Here is a 15,080-nt window from a genome sequence, read left to right as displayed (position 1 = left end):
GACAAGCTGGGCAAGGCGCAGGACACCCCGCCGCAGGAGTCGGTCCCGATGGTCAGGGCGCAGGGCGTCCACAAGTCCTTCGGTCATGTCGAGGTGCTCAAGGGCATCGACCTGGAGGTGAAGCCGGGCGAGGTGTTCTGCCTGATCGGCCCCTCTGGCTCCGGCAAGAGCACGTTTCTCAGGTGCATCAACCATCTTGAGAAGATCAACGCCGGCCGGCTGTACGTCGACGGCGAGCTGGTCGGTTACCGCCAGCAGGGCGACAAGCTCTACGAGCTGCGTGACCGCGAGGTCGCCATGAAGCGCCGGGACATCGGCATGGTCTTCCAGCGCTTCAACCTGTTCCCGCACATGACGGCGCTGGAGAACGTCACGGAGGCGCCGGTGCAGGTCAAGGGCGTCGGCAAGACGCAGGCCCGGGAGCGGGCCATGCAGCTGCTGGAGCGTGTGGGGCTGGCCGACCGGGCCGGGCACTACCCCTCGCAGCTCTCCGGCGGCCAGCAGCAGCGGGTGGCGATCGCCCGGGCCCTGGCGATGGACCCGAAGCTGATGCTGTTCGACGAGCCGACCTCGGCCCTGGACCCGGAGCTGGTCGGTGACGTCCTGGACGTCATGCGGGACCTCGCCGAGTCCGGCATGACCATGGTCGTCGTCACCCATGAGATGGGCTTCGCCCGCGAGGTGGGCGACAGCCTGGTGTTCATGGACGAGGGCGTGGTGGTCGAATCGGGCCATCCGCGCGAGGTCCTGACGAACCCCCGGCACGAGCGGACGCAGTCGTTCCTGTCGAAGGTTCTCTGAGCGCCTGAGAAGGGGCGGTACGGGATCCTCGTACCGCCCCTTCCGCGTGCCCCGCCACGGCAGCGGCCGGTGCCCTCGCTTCCGCGCCCGGGCGCGGCGGGGCTACTTCAGGGCGAGCAGCAGCGTGTCCGACGGCGAGCACCACACGGGCCGGGCCTCGCCGAAGCCCTTCTCGCGCAGGACGCGCGCGTGCCAGGCCGCGGACGGCATGTCACCGTCGGCGTGCTCGCCGTAGATCTCGAAGCGGCGCGCCGTCGGACCGGCGAGTACCGGGTCCTTGGCGGCGACCTGCCACCATTCGGCCCAGTCCAAGGCGCCCTCCCGCTTGGCCTGATCCATGCGCGCGTGGCGCTGTGCCCGCTCGGCCGCGTTGATCCGGGGCGTGCTGTCGTCGATCATGTGGTCCGCGTTCATGAAGACACCGCCGTCGCGAACCAGCTCCGCGACCTGACCGTAGAGGGCCGCGAGGGGTTCGCTGTGCAGCCAGTGCAGGGCCGTGGCGGTCAGCACGGCGTCGTAGGAGTCGTACGGCAGCCGGGCCGGCCAGCCGGGGTCCTTGAGGTCGGCGGTGACGAAGGAGACCCGGTCGTCGTCCTCGAAGGTGCCGCGCGCGATGGCGAGCAGGGCCGGGTCGAGGTCGACGCCGGTGCTGGTGGCCTCGGGGAAGCGCCTCAGGAGCCGGTCGGTGATGCTGCCGGTGCCGCAGGCGAGGTCGAGGACGCGCGGGGCCGTGCCCACGAGCGCCTCGACCATGTCGAGCATGATCCCGAACCGCTCCTCGCGGTCCGGCATGTACCACTCCTGCTGCCGGTCCCAGCTCTCCTGCCAGGCCGCCCAGTCGGTTCCGGTACTCGTCGTCATGGATCCCCGTCTCCCCTCGTGATGCGTAATACCCTGGAAGCACGACCGGCTGTTACCCGACCGCAGACACGACCATAAAGCGCCCCCGTAAGGACTACAAGTGGAACTGGCCTATTACTCGGACTACGCCGTACGTCTCGTCAACAGCGAGGAGCCGGCGCGGGGGAAGGACTCGCTCACCTCGGTCGAGGCCGTCCGCGGCCTCTTCGGCGCCAACTCGTCCGCGGCCCGGCGCGCCACGGACGCCGACGTCACGCGCTTCCGCTCGGTACGGGCGAGGCTGCGCGCGGTCTTCGAGGCGGCGGACAAGGGCGACGAGACCCTCGCGGTGGACCTGCTGAACTCACTGCTCCTGGAGTTCCCGGTCAGCCCTCAGATCTCCGGCCACGACCACCGTGACGAGGACGGCCGCCCCCTGTGGCACATGCACCTGGCCGACCACCCCTCCAACGCCACCGCCGGGTACGCGGCCATCGCGGCGATGGGCCTGGCGTTCCACCTCACCGAGTACGGCGTCGACCGCCTGGGCCTGTGCGAGGCCGCCCCCTGCCGCAACGCCTACCTCGACACCTCCACCAACCGCTCCCGGCGCTACTGCTCCGACCGCTGCGCGACCCGCGCCAACGTGGCCGCCTACCGGGCCCGCAAGCGCCTGGAGGCCGACCGGTCGGGCAGCAGCGGCCTGACGGCCGAGAGCGCCCAGCGCGCCAGCGTCAGCGGGGAGCGGCGGCCCGCCGGGAACGGCCGGTAGCGGAAGCGTGCCCGGCCCAGCACGAGTTCGTCGGGCACCACCCCGTAGTCGGTGCTGTCCCCGCCCGCGTACGGGTTGTCCCCGAGCACCCACCAGCCGCCCTCGCGCCGCTCCACGGCACGCTTGACGACCAGCAGGTCCTGCTGGAACGGATGACGCAGGACGACGACGTCCCCCGGCCTGACCGCGGCCCCGTACCGCACCAGCAGCCGGTCCCCGTGAAGGAGCGTGGGCACCATCGACGGGCCGGTCACCTCGGCCACTCCGAACGGCGCCACGGCCCTCCCCCGCTCGGTCTCCTGCGACAGCTCCGGCATCCCGGCACCTCCCCGGTCCGTTCCTCCACCAGTCTCAGTCTGACCCTGGACTTTTGTCCTAAGCCCTAGGGGGCACCCGAGAAATCGCCTTCCTCAGGGAGTAATGTCGCACCTGAGAAGACGATCACGAGGAAGGAATGCTCCATGCTTTCCCGCCTGTTTGCCCCCAAGGTCAAGGTCAGCGCCCACTGCGACCTGCCCTGCGGCGTCTACGACCCGGCCCAGGCCCGCATCGAGGCGGAGTCGGTGAAGGCCGTCCAGGAGAAGATGGCCGGCAACGACGACCCCCATTTCCAGGCACGCGCCACCGTCATCAAGGAGCAGCGCGCGGAGCTCGCCAAGCACCACGTCTCCGTGCTCTGGAGCGACTACTTCAAGCCCCCGCACTTCGAGAAGTACCCGGAGCTGCACCAGCTGGTGAACGACACCCTGAAGGCCCTCTCGGCCGCCAAGGCGTCCACCGACCCGGCGACGGGCCAGAAGGCGCTGGACTACATCGCCCAGATCGACAAGATCTTCTGGGAGACCAAGAAGGCTTGATCTTTGGCTAGGCCGTCTGACCTGCGGTTCCGCGGGTCGCATCGCCTACCTGTCCGCACCCGGCCCGCAGGCCGCCGAGCACGGCGTCCATGACGGTCCGGGTGCGGTCTTCTTCGCCCGGCCACGGATGGGCGTGGATCCGCGGCGTGTTGACGGCGGACGCGTGGCCGAGGACCAGCTGGACCTGCTTGACGCTCGCTCCGCCGGCGATGGGGGCGGAGGTGAAGAGACGTCAAATCCGCCCAGGAGATGTGGACCTGCCCCGTCTGGCAAGAGCGGCCGGAATCGCCCTGTGCATCCTGCTCGGTCGATGGGGCTGACCTCGGTCTTCGGATGCAAGAATGCGAGGCGAAGACGGGCTCGCCCCTACGGCTTGCCGATTTCCCGAGCGGAACGGACATCCCTGTCATGCCGACCTGGACCTGCCGCCCGGAGCGTGAGGGCGACGCGCCTGCGGTGCGCGCCGTCAACCTCGCGGCCTTTCCCACCGCGGCCGAGGCCGACCTGGTGGAGGCGCTGCGTCGTGACCCCGTGGCCTGGGTCGAGGGACTGTCGATGCTGGCGGTGGACGCACAGGGCGCGCCGGTCGGGCATGCGCTGCTGACCCGCTGCCGCGGGGACGGGCACGACGCGCTGGCACTCGCTCCCTGCGCGGTCCTGCCTGACCGGCAGCGTCAGGGCGCCGGTGCCGCCGCGATCGACGCCGTCCTGGACGCTGCCCGCGCTCGGGGCGAGAACCTGGTTGTGGTCCTCGGCCATCCCGGTTACTACCCGCGATTCGGATTCGTCCCGGCCTCCCGGTACGGCATCCGTGCCCCGTTCGACGTTCCGGATGAGGCCCTGATGGCTCTGCCGCTGGATCCGCAGCGGCCCGTACCGCAGGGCACGATCGTCTACCCGCCCGCGTTCGGCGTCTGAACCGGCCGCCCGCCTCCGTGTTCTGCACGCGTGGGCGTGCGGGACGCCGTCACCGCTGTGCGGCGCCTTCCGTTCCGCCGCCGCCGACCACCGGCGATGCCCGCGCCGAGCCTCCTCCGTCCGGATGTCCGCCCCGCGCGGGCACGTACCGCCAGTCAGGGCGTCGCGGCGGGGCCGGGTGGCAGGTGGACCGTCATGATCAGGTGGCAGCCCTCCGTGCCCGCGCCGCGGTAGGTGTGGGTCGTGTCGCCGTCGAACGTGGCGGTCTGGCCGGCTTCCACGGTGTGTTCTGCGCCGTCGACCACCAGGGTCATCCGGCCGGAGGTGACGCTGACGGTCTCCACGACGCCGCCCTGGTGGGGGTGGCTGGGGTACTCCTCGCCCGGCTCCAGCCGCCAGCGCCAGACCTCGACCGGGGACGGGCCCGAGGTGGTCAGCATCAGGCGCGCCTCACTGCCGCGCTCCCCGGTCCACAGCGGTGCGACGGCGTCGGCGGAGACGACTCGTACGCGATCTTCGGGCGAGCCCTGCATCAGGGCGGACACCGAGATGCCGAGGGTGTCGGCGAGCCGGACGAGGGTGGCCAGGTTGGGGTTCCCCTGGGCCTTCTCCAGCGCCACCAGAGCACCCTTGCTGACCTGGGCGCGCCTGCTGAGCTCGTCCAGCGACAGGCCGGCGCGGGCGCGGGCCGCCTTGACGTTGTGCGCGACCGTCCGCAGCGCCGCGGCTGTCTCGGCCACTGATCACCATCCTTAGACGTGGCTCACTGGAATGTACCGCCCGGTCGTTTGGTTGACACATGTCGGTCGTTCCGTTGTACGGTGTGGTCGTTCCACTGTAATACCAAGGATGTGCCGTGATCGCTCTGCTGCTGGCCCTGGGTAGCTCACTCGCCTACGGCTGCGCCGACTTCCTCGGTGGCTTCGGCGCCCGCAAGGCCCATGTGCTGCGTACCGTGCTGGTCGCGGCCCCGGCCAGTCTCGCGGTCGAGCTGTTGCTGTGGCCGGTGCTCGGTGCCTCGTTCAGCGGGTCGGCCCTCGGCTGGGGCGCCGCCTCGGGGGTCGCCTCGGCCGCCGCCTTCGCCCTGCTCTACCGAACCCTGGCGATCGGCCCGATGAACGTGCTGTCGCCCGTGACCGCTCTGGTGTCCGCCGCGCTGCCGGTCGGGGTCGGCCTGCTCCAGGGCGAGCATCCGACCACCGCCGCACTGGTCGGGCTGCCGCTCGCGCTGGTCGCGGTGGTGCTGGTCAGCGCCGGACAGGGCGCGGGCTCGTCCCGTCCCTCCCGTACGGCCCTGGTGTCGGCCTTCGGCGCGGGCGCCGCCATCGCCCTCCAGCTGGTCTTCCTCCACCAGGCGCCGGCCGACAGCGGAGTGGCCCCGCTGATCGTCGGCCGGGCCGTCTCCTCGGCCGTCACCCTGGCCGCGGCCGGGCTGCTGCGTCGCAGGCTGGGCCCCGAACGGCCGGCGTACGCGATGTCGGCGGCCGCGGGTGTCCTGGACTCGCTGGCGAACCTGCTGTTCCTGCTCGCCGCCCGCAGCGGGGACCTCACCGTCGTCGCCGTGATCACGGCCCTCTACCCGGCCGGCACGGTCCTGCTCGCCCGCGGCCTCCTCGCCGAACGCATCCACCGCGCCCAGCTCGTGGGCCTGGGCACCGCCGCCGTGGCCGTCGGTCTCCTCGCCCTGACCTGAGCCGCGGCCACCGCCACCGCACCAAGGAGAGCAAGATGCTGGTTCACCCCTGGGACGCCGGTCTCGACGAGGCCGAGTGGCAGGCCTGGATCACCGAAGGCCACGACTTCGGGCAGCTGAGCGTCAACGGACTGCCCGGCCGTCCGCCCGCCGTCGTCCCCACCCACTTCACCGGCGACGGCAACGATCTGCTGATCCACCTGGCCCGGCCCAACCCGGTCTGGGAGGCGATCGAGCACGATCCCCACGTCACCTTCACCGTCATCGGCGACTACGCCTTCGTCCCCGGCCCCTGGCGCGCCGGGCCCGGCACCCCGCCCACCGACGGCGTGCCGACGAGCTACTACGCGGCCGTCCAGTTCACCTGCCGCGCGGTCATCGTCGATGATCCCGAGGCCAAGGCCGAGCTGCTGCGCCGTCAGCTCGCCCACTTCCAGCCCGACGGCGACCACGGTCCGGTCGCCGTGGACCGGCCTCCGTACGGCCGGATGCTGTCCGGCATCCGCGGTCTGCGCCTGGAAGTGACCGACGTACGGGCCAAGTTCAAGTACGACGACCACAAACCGGTCGAGCACCGGACCGCCGTCGCCGCCCGTCTCACGGAGCGCGGCCAGGGCCTGGACGCGTCCGCCGCGCGCCGGCAGCTGCGCCGCCTGGACCGCATCGGCCCCTGGAAGCCCTGACCCGCCCGCCCCCCCCCGCAGGAAACGGAACCCTCCCATGCCCGCCTTCCGCATCGCCCCCGCCGTCGCGGCCGCCTTCCCCGACACCCTCATCGCCCTGGTCACCGCCACCGGAGTACGGGGTCACGAGCCCTGGCCGCACACCTCCGCCGCCCTGGCGGAACTCGAGCAGCAGCTCGCCGCGGGCAGCTGGCGGCCCGCCGACGAGACCGACCCCCGCATCGAGGCGTGGCACACCGCCTACCGCTCCTTCGGCACCAACCCGCGCCGCGTCCGGCCCAGCGTCGACGCGCTCGGCCGCCGCCTCGCCAAGAAGGGGTCGCTGCCGCGCATCAACCCGGCCGTCGACTCCTACAACGCCGTCTCCGTACGGCACGGCCTGCCCGCCGGTGCTTTCGACCTCGACCAGGTCACCGGCGACGTCGACATCCGCCACGCGGACGGCGCCGAGTCCTTCACCCCGCTCGGCGAACCCGGAACGGTCGAGAACCCGAGGCCGGGCGAGATCGTCTACGCCGACACCACCGGCGTGCTGACCCGCCACTGGAACCACCGCGACGCCCACCGCACCCGCATCACCGAGGACTCCGTCCACGTCGCCTTCGTCCTCGAAACCCTCCACGCCACCCGGGACGGCGACGTGCTCAAGGCCGCGGCCGGCGAACTGCAGGGCCTGCTCGCCCCGCACGCCGAACAGACCGCCGTGCACCACCTCGGCCCGGCACAGCCCCAGGTCACCGTCTGAGCTGCGGCACGATCAGGAAAACGGCCCCTCCTCGATGTCGGTGCCCTGTGCCAAGCTGTGGACGTGACCCTGGAGGACCTCAGACGGCTGCGGCGCGTGCGCGACCGCATGGACCGTGAGTACGCCGAGCCGCTCGACATGACCGAGCTCGCCCGCGGCGCCCACATGTCGCCCGGCCACTTCCAGCGCAGCTTCCGCAAGGCCTTCGGCGAGACGCCGTACAGCTATCTGATGACCCGCAGGATCGAGCGTGCCAAGGCGCTGCTGCGCCGCGGCGACCTCACGGTGACCGAGGTCTGCCTCGCCGTGGGCTGTACGTCGCTCGGTTCCTTCAGTTCCCGCTTCACCGAGCTGGTCGGGGAGACCCCGAGCGCCTACCGGGCCCGTGACCACGAGGAGAGCGCGGTGATCCCGTCCTGCGTGACCCGTACGTTCACCCGCCCGCGCCGCCGGCCCTACTGAGTCGGGCTGCGGGAGCCCGCACCGCGGCCCCCGGCGTCTCCGCGCCGTCCGAAAACCGCCGGTCTCACCCGCCCTGCCGACTCGCGCGCGCCCCGGCCCGGATGGGCCTAGCGTGAGGCCATGGACATGAAACTCAAGCAGTGCTTCATCGCGGTGGACGACCACGACAAGGCCCTCGCCTTCTACCGTGACGTGCTCGGCCTGGAGGTCCGCAACGACGTGGGCTTCGAGGGCATGCGCTGGGTGACCCTGGGCTCGCCGCTGCAGCCGGACGTCGAGATCGTGCTGGAGCCGCCCGGCGCGAACCCGGACGCCTCCCCCGCCGACCGGCAGGCGATGGCCGAACTGCTCGCCAAGGGCATGCTGCGGGGTGTCATCTTCACGACCGAGGACTGCGACGCGCTGTACGAGCGGGTGCGGGAGTCCGGCGCCGATGTGCTCCAGGAGCCGACGGACCAGCCGTACGGGGTGCGCGACTGCGCCTTCCGGGACCCGGCGGGCAACCAGCTGCGCTTCCTCCAGCGGCCCGCGGAGTGAAACTGGGGGCCCGGCGGGCGAGTTCACGCCTGGACGTGGCCCGGCGTGCGGCGTCTGCTGCCTGACCGGGCGCGACCCGGGGACCGGCCGCCGGACGCCGGCCAGCGAGAAGTGAGACGGGCGGCGGTCGGCGAACCGTCGTCGCGCAGGGGCACACGCCCCGGCGCGCGGGCAGGCCCCGGCCAGGCATCCCCCTGGCCTACGAGCGTGAGCCCTCGCCCCACGGCCACGGAGACCGCCCGGAGCGCCGCCGCCCACCGCCACCACCGGCGGCGAGGCGTCGCCCCTGTCCGGTCACCCCCAGGACTCCACGTCCACCACGGCGTCGGCCGGCACCGGCCCGTACACATGCGGGAACTCCTCCCCGCCGGGCTCCATGGCCTCGTACCTGACCGGCACGCCGACCAGGGCCGGGTCCACGACCAGCACGACCAGTTCGTCCGGGCCGTCGTAGTCGCCGTAGAGGAACTCGGCGATGCGCGGGAGCTGTTGGCGGGTGGAGAAGTGGATGAAGCCCTCCTCCTGGAGGGTGCGGCCACGGGTCGACACCTCGTAGGCGCCGCGCTCGCGCGCGGCCTCCCACAGGGAGCGCTCGGTGATGTGGACGATGTGCGGAAGTTTCGGCATGCGCCCACGCTACGGCCCCGGCCGGGCCGCACGCGTCCGTCTACCGGGCGCCGCTGTCCTCGGCGCCTTCCACGAGGGGCCGGATCACCACGGGACCTGTCAGGCCCTCGGGACCGGGACACCGGGTGACGCGTTCGGCGATCTCGGTCACCCGGTCCAGGCTCGCGCAGTCCACCACCCAGTAACCGGCCGGCAGCGCCTCGGTGTCGCCGTACGGGTCGTCGGTGATCACGGTCCCGCCGTCCTCGCCCCGCGCGACCAGCCGGGTCCGGGCGGGCTCGGCCAGTCCTTCGGCGTCGAGCAGTTCACCGGACTCGGCGAGGTCGTCGCTGATCGCGCCCATGTACAGGTACACGGCCTTGAGCTGGGCCTCGGTCCAGGCCGGGGCGTGCTCGGTGGGCTTGCCGGCCATCGCGTCGTAGTCCGCCTGCGTACCGTGCACCATCACCAGGTACTTCATGGTCCGCTCTTCTCGGCACGGCTCAGGCTTTCCCGGCCGCGGATTCACCGGGGCGCCGGGACTCGGTCCCCTCCGCCGCGGCCGGGGGCTCGACGGGCTCCGCGTGGGCCGCGCAGTCGGGGTTGCGGCAGGGTCCGGGGCCCCACACCGGCACCCAGGCGCCCAGCGTCTTGCGCCGTGCGACGACCGTGTCGACGGGCTGTCCGCAGACGGGACAGACGTGGTCCTCGCTGTCCATGCCCCCAGGGTAGGGCGGGCCGGCGCTCAGCGCTTCCTGCGGTACGTCCGCACCAGCGCGCCGTTGCCGAAGGCGCGCACCGAGTCCAGGGTGAACTCCTTGATGTCGAGGCCGGTGCCGAACATCGGCATGCCGGTGCCGTAGACGATGGGGTAGGTCTTGATGACGAGTTCGTCGATCTCCTCCAGCAGCGCGCCCGCGAGCCGCGAACCGCCGCACAGGAAGATGTCCAACCCGCCTTCCTCGGCCTTCAGTTCGTGTACCCGGCCGACCAGGTCGTCGGCGAGGACCGTGACGTTCGGGTCGGGCGAGCCGCCCAGCGTGCGCGAGGCGACGTACTCGCGCAGGTGGCCGTAGGGGCTGGTGATGCCCTCCTTCAGCGCCAGCTCGTAGCTGGCCCGGCCCTGGACGACGGTGTCGAACCGCTTGTTCTCCAGGTGGTCCACGCCCATCGGCCTGCGGACGTGGGTGGGCAGGGTCTCCGGGAACTCCGTCGTGAGGAAGCCGAGGAACTCCTCGTCCAGGAAGCGGCGCACCATCTCGGAGGCGTCACCGTGCTCGTCGCCGATGAAGCCGTCGAGCGAGCAGGCGATGAAATACGTGAGCTTTCGCAAGCTTGGTCTCTTTTCGCAGGCTGTGGAGCGGCCGGTTAACCACTCCCTCTGTAGTGCTTCATTTGTAGTACTCCGCTTGTAGTGGTCGCAAGGGATTTGAGGGATGCCGTCGGGATCGAGGGCAAGTGGGAGAAGGGATTCCGCATGGCGGGCCGCACGGACGGCCGGAGCCCCGGTGCCCGTGCGGGGTCAGGAACCGCGCGGGCCCGGGGCTCCGGGTCCTCTTCCTGCCGTGCCGGCAGGGCTCAGCCGCTGCGCCGGGTCACGAACTCGGCGAGCGCCAGCAGACCGCCCGCCGCCTCGGGGCCGGGGACGGCACGGGACAGCTCCTGCACGGCACGGGCCATCCGGTCGGCCGCCTCGGCCTGCGCCCAGTCCCGGCCGCCGGCCCGCTCCACGGCCAGTGCCGTACGCGCGACGGCCTCGGCGTCACCGGAGACGAAGGGCTTGCCGTACAGCTCGGCCAGTTCGGCCGCCGCCTCGGTGCCGGAGGACAGGGCCGCCACCACGGGCAGTGACTTCTTGCGGGCCGCGAGATCGGCGCCGGCCGGCTTGCCGGTGCGCCGCGGGTCGCCCCATATGCCGATGACGTCGTCGATCAGCTGGAAGGCGAGCCCGGCCTGGCGGCCGAAGCCGTCCAGCGCCGCCACCTCCTCCGCGCCCGCGCCCGCGTACAGCGCGCCGAGGGCGCAGGCGCAGCCCAGCAGCGCGCCGGTCTTCGCCTCGGCCATGGCGAGCGCCTCGTCGAGGGTGACCTCGTCCGGGGCACGCCCCTCCATGTCCGTGTCGGTGTGCTGGCCGGCGCACAGCTCCACGACGCACTTCGCGAGCCGGGCCGCGGCCCGGCGGGCGGCCGGGTGCGGGTCCTCGGCGAGCAGCCGCAGGGCCAGCGCCTGCAGGGCGTCACCGGCGAGTATCGCGTCGGCGTCGCCGAACACGGTCCAGGCCGTGGGCCGGTGCCGGCGGGAGGTGTCCCGGTCCATCACGTCGTCGTGCAGCAGCGTGAAGTTGTGGACCAGTTCGACCGCCACCGCGGCCCGGACCGCCGCCGTACGTGCCGCGGGGCCGCCGAGGGCGTCGGCCGCCGCTAGGACGAGCGCGGGCCGTATCGCCTTGCCGGCGTTGCCCGTGGCCGGGCTGCCGTCCGCGCGCTGCCAGCCGAAGTGGTAGAGCGCTATCCGGCGCAGGGAGCCCGGCAGCGACTCCAGGGCCGTGCGCAGCTCCGGGTCGACCAGGGCCCGGGTTCGCTCCAGCAGCGCGGCCGCCTCCTGTGCCTCGAGGCGCCCGTCGGGATGTCGCCCGGTTGGTTGCCCCGGGTGTTCCGCGAGCGCACCGGCGCCGCCGGTCCTCCCCCGCCGTTCCCCCGCCGCGCCGGGGCGCGGTACGGCGGGGGAACGCTGTTCCGTCTCCGTCATGAACTCGGCCATGTCTCCCCCTCGCCAGGTCCGCGGACACCGGCGTGGCCGGCCCGGCCGGACGATGTTTCCGAGGGTCTACCCTCCCCGAGAGACGGGGACACGGCCGCGAAGTGCGGAAACGTCACCTCCACCGGCCGATCTCGACGTTCTCCAGCACGCCGAGCGCGTCCGGCACCAGTACCGCGGCCGAGTAGTAGGCGGTCACCAGGTACTTGATGATGGCCTGTTCGTTGATCCCCATGAACCGCACGGACATGCTCGGCTCGATCTCGTCCGGGACGCCCGACTGCCTGAGGCCGATGACACCCTGGTCCTGCTCGCCGGTACGCATCGCGATGATCGAGGTCGTGCGCTCCGGGGTGACCGGGATCTTGTTGCACGGGTAGATCGGCACTCCGCGCCAGGTCGGGATGCGGTTGCCGCCGATCTCGACGGTCTCCGGGACCAGTCCGCGCTTGTTCAGCTCGCGCCCGAACGCGGCGATCGCGCGCGGGTGGGCCAGGAACAGTTTGGTGCTGCGCCGGCGGCTGAGCAGTTCGTCCATGTCGTCCGGGCCGGGCACGCCGTCGTGCGGCTGGATCCGCTGGTCGTACTCGCAGTTGTGGAGCAGACCGAAGTCGCGGTTGTTGATCAGCTCGTGCTCCTGGCGCTCCTTGAGCGCCTCGACCGTGAGCCTGAGCTGCTGCTCGGTCTGGTTCATCGGCTGGTTGTAGAGGTCGGCCACGCGCGAGTGGATGCGCAGCACGGTCTGGGCGATGCTCAGCTCGTACTCACGGGGACGCGCCTCGTAGTCGACGAAGGTGTGCGGGATGTCGGGCTCGCCGGAGTGGCCGGCGGCCAGTTCGACCTCCTTCTCGCCGTACTTGTTGGTCCGCTGCTCCGGCAGCGAGCGCAGCTGTTCGAGGTGCTCGCGCAGGCTGTCCGAGCGCTCCGCGACCTGCTGGAAGTCCTGCCGACTGAGGATCAGCACGGTGGTCGCTGTGTCCGCGCGGACGGTGTAGTCCCAGATGGCGTCCGGGTCCAGCAGCGCCTGGTCGCCGAAGTAGGCGCCGTCGGCGAGGACTCCGAGGACGGCGTCGTCGCCGTAGGGGCCGGTGCCGATCTTCTCGACCCTGCCGTGCGCCAGCAGGTAGACCTCGCCCGTCTGGTTGCCGAAGTCGGCGATCACCTCGCCGGGCGCGAAGTCGCGCTGGCGGCAGCGCCGGGCCAGCTCCGTCAGCACCTCCTCGTCCTCGTACGAGCGCAGGGCCGGGAGCTCGCCGAGTTCCGCCGGGATGACCTCGACCTGGTCCCCGGTCTTCACGAAGGTGATGCGGCCGTCGCCGACGCTGTACGTCAGGCGCCTGTTCACCCGGTACGTGCCGCCCTGCACGTCGACCCACGGGAGTGTGCGCAGCAGCCAGCGGGAGCTGATCTCCTGCATCTGAGGAACGGACTTGGTGGTGGTGGCCAGGTTCCGCGCTGCCGCCGTCCCGAGGGACTGCTGCGGCTTGCCCTGATCCGTGCGGACCTCTTCGCCTACCGACATAGAGAATTGCCTCCCAGGTATGCCCGGCGCCGAATCGCAGGTGGCACCGGTCTCGGCACCCGAGCCTTCCATCACGGACCGTCACCGCGCCATTACCCGAAAGAGCGGGAATGGATCATCGCATTACCGGGCACAAAGGAGGACCCCGGCACGGCTCACGTGACACCGGGTGGTCGCGCGGCCTGTCCGGATCGGCTCGCACAGCGTGCGAACGATGTGGTCCGGGACGTCCGGTTTCGGTAGAGGTTTCACCGGAGGACCGGCGGATCGGCACGGTCGGTCCGGTACGGCACAGCACGGCACGAAGGAGGCGGCATGGCCCCACCCATGTCCGCGAGCGGGTTTCTGGACGCTCTGCGAGCGGAGGGCGTCACGGTCGTCGAGGTCGGCGACTGGCAGAACCACAACCGCAATCACAAGGGTCCGTGGGGGCCCGTACACGGCGTGATGGTCCACCACACGGCGACCCGGGGCAGCGCGCACACGGTGGAGCTCTGCCGACAGGGCCGTCCGGCGTTGCCGGGCCCCCTGTGCCACGGCGTGATCACCAAGGACGGCACGGTCCACCTGGTCGGCCACGGCCGCGCCAACCACGCCGGCCTCGGCGACGACGACGTGCTGCGCGCGGTCATCGCCGAGAAGGGACTGCCGCCGGCCAACGAGGCGGACACCGACGGCAACCGGCACTTCTACGGCTTCGAGTGCGAGAACCTGGGCGACGGGGAGGATCCCTGGCCAAAGGCCCAGCTGGAGGCGATCGAGCGGGCCGCGGCGGCCCTGTGCCGGCGGCACGGGTGGTCGGAGCGGTCGGTCATCGGTCACCTGGAGTGGCAGCCGGGCAAGGTGGATCCGCGGGGGTTCGGTATGGACTGGCTGCGGGAGCGGGTGGCCGGGCGACTGAAGGGGTAGCGCCGTAGCGGGGGCCCGCCGCTGCCCGGTGCGGGCACGGGTACGGGTACGGGCGCGCGGTGGTCCGGGCGACAATGATGCGGTGACCAGCCCCGGCCCCCTCACCCCCCGCCTCCCCTCACCCCTCGAGGAGGTCGGCGACGAGCGGTTCGGCCGTCACGGGCTCCGGCTGCTCCTCAAACGCGACGACCTCGTCCACCCCGACCTCGTCGGCAACAAGTGGCGCAAGCTCGTGCCGAACATCGAGGCGGCGGCAGGCCGGCCGCTGGTCACCTTCGGCGGGGCCTACTCCAACCACCTGCGCGCCACCGCCGCCGCGGGCCGCCTCCTCGGGCTGCCGACCACCGGCGTGGTCCGCGGCGAGGAGCTGGCCGGCCGGCCGCTCAACCCCTCCCTGGCCCGGTGCGCGGCGGACGGCATGCGGCTGCACTTCGTCGACAGATCGACGTACCGGCGCAAGAACGAGCCGGAGACGCTCGGTGCCGTCCTGCGCGCGGCCGGGGCCGAGGAGGCGTACGTCGTCCCGGAGGGCGGCAGCAACAGCGCGGCCGTACGTGGCTGCCGGGCGCTGGGCGAGGAGCTGCGCGGGCGCGCCGGTGTCGTCGCGGTCGCCTGTGGCACGGGGGGCACGCTCGCCGGGCTGGCGGCGGGGCTGGCCCCCGGTCAGCGTGCGCTCGGCGTACCGGTCCTCAAGGGCGGCTTCCTGGAAGGCGACATACAGGCACTGCAGGAACGTGCCTTCGGCGCCCGTACCGGCTCCTGGTCCCTCGACGAGCGCTTCCACTTCGGCGGATACGCCCGTACGACACCCGAACTGCACGCCTTCGCCGAGGACTTCGAGGACCGCCACGGGCTACCGGTGGAGCGCCTCTATGTCGCCAAGTTGCTCTACGGACTTGTCGCCCTCGCGGAGGAGGGCGCCTTCGCCCGCGGGACGACCGTGGCCGCCGTCGTCACCGGGCGGCCGTTCCCGTAGCG

20 protein-coding genes are annotated in these 15,080 nt (G+C 71.9%); 11 read left to right on the top strand and 9 right to left on the bottom strand.

Features of this window, described 5'->3' with window-relative positions:
- Window positions 1–48 precede the first annotated feature (48 nt).
- The gene (locus AB0D93_RS14795) at window positions 49–801 is read left to right on the top strand and encodes an amino acid ABC transporter ATP-binding protein (RefSeq protein WP_362119148.1); all 753 of its coding nucleotides are present in this window, start codon (window positions 49–51) and stop codon (window positions 799–801) included.
- Window positions 802–903: 102 nt separating this feature from the next.
- On the opposite strand, the gene AB0D93_RS14790 is transcribed toward AB0D93_RS14795, so the two are convergent.
- The gene (locus AB0D93_RS14790) at window positions 904–1,662 is read right to left on the bottom strand and encodes a class I SAM-dependent methyltransferase (protein WP_362118743.1); all 759 of its coding nucleotides are present in this window, start codon (window positions 1,660–1,662) and stop codon (window positions 904–906) included.
- 100 nt (window positions 1,663–1,762) lie between these two features.
- On the opposite strand from AB0D93_RS14790, the gene AB0D93_RS14785 reads away from it, so the two are divergent.
- Window positions 1,763–2,413, top strand: a complete 651-nt coding sequence (locus tag AB0D93_RS14785) for a CGNR zinc finger domain-containing protein (RefSeq protein ID WP_362118740.1) — start codon at window positions 1,763–1,765, stop codon at window positions 2,411–2,413.
- On the opposite strand, the gene sodX is transcribed toward AB0D93_RS14785, so the two are convergent.
- Window positions 2,296–2,730, bottom strand: coding sequence for a nickel-type superoxide dismutase maturation protease (gene sodX / locus AB0D93_RS14780; RefSeq protein WP_362118737.1), 435 nt, complete (start codon window positions 2,728–2,730; stop codon window positions 2,296–2,298). The two genes, AB0D93_RS14785 and sodX, sit on opposite strands and share 118 nt — an antisense overlap.
- Before the next feature lie 144 nt (window positions 2,731–2,874).
- Here sodX and sodN point away from each other — a divergent pair, with 144 nt between their 5' ends.
- Both sodN and AB0D93_RS14770 read left to right on the top strand, forming a co-directional pair.
- Entirely contained in the window at window positions 2,875–3,270 is a 396-nt protein-coding gene (gene sodN, locus AB0D93_RS14775; protein ID WP_004983535.1) for a superoxide dismutase, Ni, read from the top strand.
- A gap of 408 nt (window positions 3,271–3,678) precedes the next feature.
- Window positions 3,679–4,188, top strand: a complete 510-nt coding sequence (locus tag AB0D93_RS14770; protein WP_362118734.1) for an N-acetyltransferase — start codon at window positions 3,679–3,681, stop codon at window positions 4,186–4,188.
- 155 nt (window positions 4,189–4,343) lie between these two features.
- Here AB0D93_RS14770 and AB0D93_RS14765 read toward each other — a convergent pair whose 3' ends face one another.
- Window positions 4,344–4,928: an XRE family transcriptional regulator gene (locus AB0D93_RS14765; protein ID WP_362118730.1), complete on the bottom strand. Its 585-nt coding sequence runs from the start codon at window positions 4,926–4,928 to the stop codon at window positions 4,344–4,346.
- Between the two features lie 116 nt (window positions 4,929–5,044).
- Here AB0D93_RS14765 and AB0D93_RS14760 point away from each other — a divergent pair, with 116 nt between their 5' ends.
- The 5 genes from AB0D93_RS14760 to AB0D93_RS14740 all read left to right on the top strand — a co-directional run bounded on the left by AB0D93_RS14760 (window position 5,045) and on the right by AB0D93_RS14740 (window position 8,308).
- Window positions 5,045–5,881 carry an EamA family transporter gene (locus AB0D93_RS14760; protein ID WP_362118727.1) on the top strand — a complete coding sequence of 279 codons (837 nt, stop codon included), beginning with the start codon at window positions 5,045–5,047 and terminating at the stop codon, window positions 5,879–5,881.
- 35 nt (window positions 5,882–5,916) lie between these two features.
- Window positions 5,917–6,564 carry an FMN-binding negative transcriptional regulator gene (locus tag AB0D93_RS14755; protein ID WP_362118723.1) on the top strand — a complete coding sequence of 216 codons (648 nt, stop codon included), beginning with the start codon at window positions 5,917–5,919 and terminating at the stop codon, window positions 6,562–6,564.
- 37 nt (window positions 6,565–6,601) lie between these two features.
- Window positions 6,602–7,309, top strand: coding sequence for a phenylalanine--tRNA ligase beta subunit-related protein (locus AB0D93_RS14750; RefSeq protein ID WP_362118720.1), 708 nt, complete (start codon window positions 6,602–6,604; stop codon window positions 7,307–7,309).
- A gap of 63 nt (window positions 7,310–7,372) precedes the next feature.
- On the top strand, window positions 7,373–7,771 hold the full coding sequence (locus AB0D93_RS14745) for a helix-turn-helix transcriptional regulator (protein ID WP_362118717.1): 399 nt from the start codon (window positions 7,373–7,375) through the stop codon (window positions 7,769–7,771).
- Window positions 7,772–7,891: 120 nt separating this feature from the next.
- Window positions 7,892–8,308 (top strand): VOC family protein, encoded by a 417-nt coding sequence (locus AB0D93_RS14740; protein WP_362118714.1) that lies wholly within the window; start codon window positions 7,892–7,894, stop codon window positions 8,306–8,308.
- Window positions 8,309–8,602: 294 nt separating this feature from the next.
- On the opposite strand, the gene AB0D93_RS14735 is transcribed toward AB0D93_RS14740, so the two are convergent.
- The 6 genes from AB0D93_RS14735 to AB0D93_RS14710 form a co-directional block, all read right to left on the bottom strand.
- Window positions 8,603–8,935, bottom strand: a complete 333-nt coding sequence (locus AB0D93_RS14735; RefSeq protein ID WP_362118711.1) for a DUF952 domain-containing protein — start codon at window positions 8,933–8,935, stop codon at window positions 8,603–8,605.
- Window positions 8,936–8,975: 40 nt separating this feature from the next.
- Entirely contained in the window at window positions 8,976–9,395 is a 420-nt protein-coding gene (locus tag AB0D93_RS14730; protein ID WP_362118708.1) for a YciI family protein, read from the bottom strand.
- Between the two features lie 22 nt (window positions 9,396–9,417).
- Window positions 9,418–9,633: a hypothetical protein gene (locus tag AB0D93_RS14725; protein WP_362118705.1), complete on the bottom strand. Its 216-nt coding sequence runs from the start codon at window positions 9,631–9,633 to the stop codon at window positions 9,418–9,420.
- A gap of 26 nt (window positions 9,634–9,659) precedes the next feature.
- Window positions 9,660–10,247 carry a dihydrofolate reductase family protein gene (locus AB0D93_RS14720; RefSeq protein WP_362118702.1) on the bottom strand — a complete coding sequence of 196 codons (588 nt, stop codon included), beginning with the start codon at window positions 10,245–10,247 and terminating at the stop codon, window positions 9,660–9,662.
- A 245-nt stretch (window positions 10,248–10,492) separates the two neighbouring features.
- Entirely contained in the window at window positions 10,493–11,674 is a 1,182-nt protein-coding gene (locus AB0D93_RS14715) for a family 2 encapsulin nanocompartment cargo protein polyprenyl transferase (protein ID WP_362118699.1), read from the bottom strand.
- A 112-nt stretch (window positions 11,675–11,786) separates the two neighbouring features.
- Window positions 11,787–13,193 (bottom strand): family 2B encapsulin nanocompartment shell protein, encoded by a 1,407-nt coding sequence (locus AB0D93_RS14710; RefSeq protein ID WP_362118696.1) that lies wholly within the window; start codon window positions 13,191–13,193, stop codon window positions 11,787–11,789.
- A 315-nt stretch (window positions 13,194–13,508) separates the two neighbouring features.
- Here AB0D93_RS14710 and AB0D93_RS14705 point away from each other — a divergent pair, with 315 nt between their 5' ends.
- Window positions 13,509–14,102, top strand: coding sequence for an N-acetylmuramoyl-L-alanine amidase (locus tag AB0D93_RS14705; protein WP_362118693.1), 594 nt, complete (start codon window positions 13,509–13,511; stop codon window positions 14,100–14,102).
- 82 nt (window positions 14,103–14,184) lie between these two features.
- Entirely contained in the window at window positions 14,185–15,078 is an 894-nt protein-coding gene (locus tag AB0D93_RS14700; RefSeq protein ID WP_362118690.1) for a pyridoxal-phosphate dependent enzyme, read from the top strand.
- Window positions 15,079–15,080 lie beyond the last annotated feature (2 nt).

Source organism: Streptomyces sp. NPDC048191 (genome assembly GCF_040652655.1).
Lineage (GTDB): Bacteria > Actinomycetota > Actinomycetes > Streptomycetales > Streptomycetaceae > Streptomyces.
The sequence above is the reverse complement of the archived record's forward strand: the minus strand, read 5'-3'. Positions and strand labels throughout refer to the sequence as shown.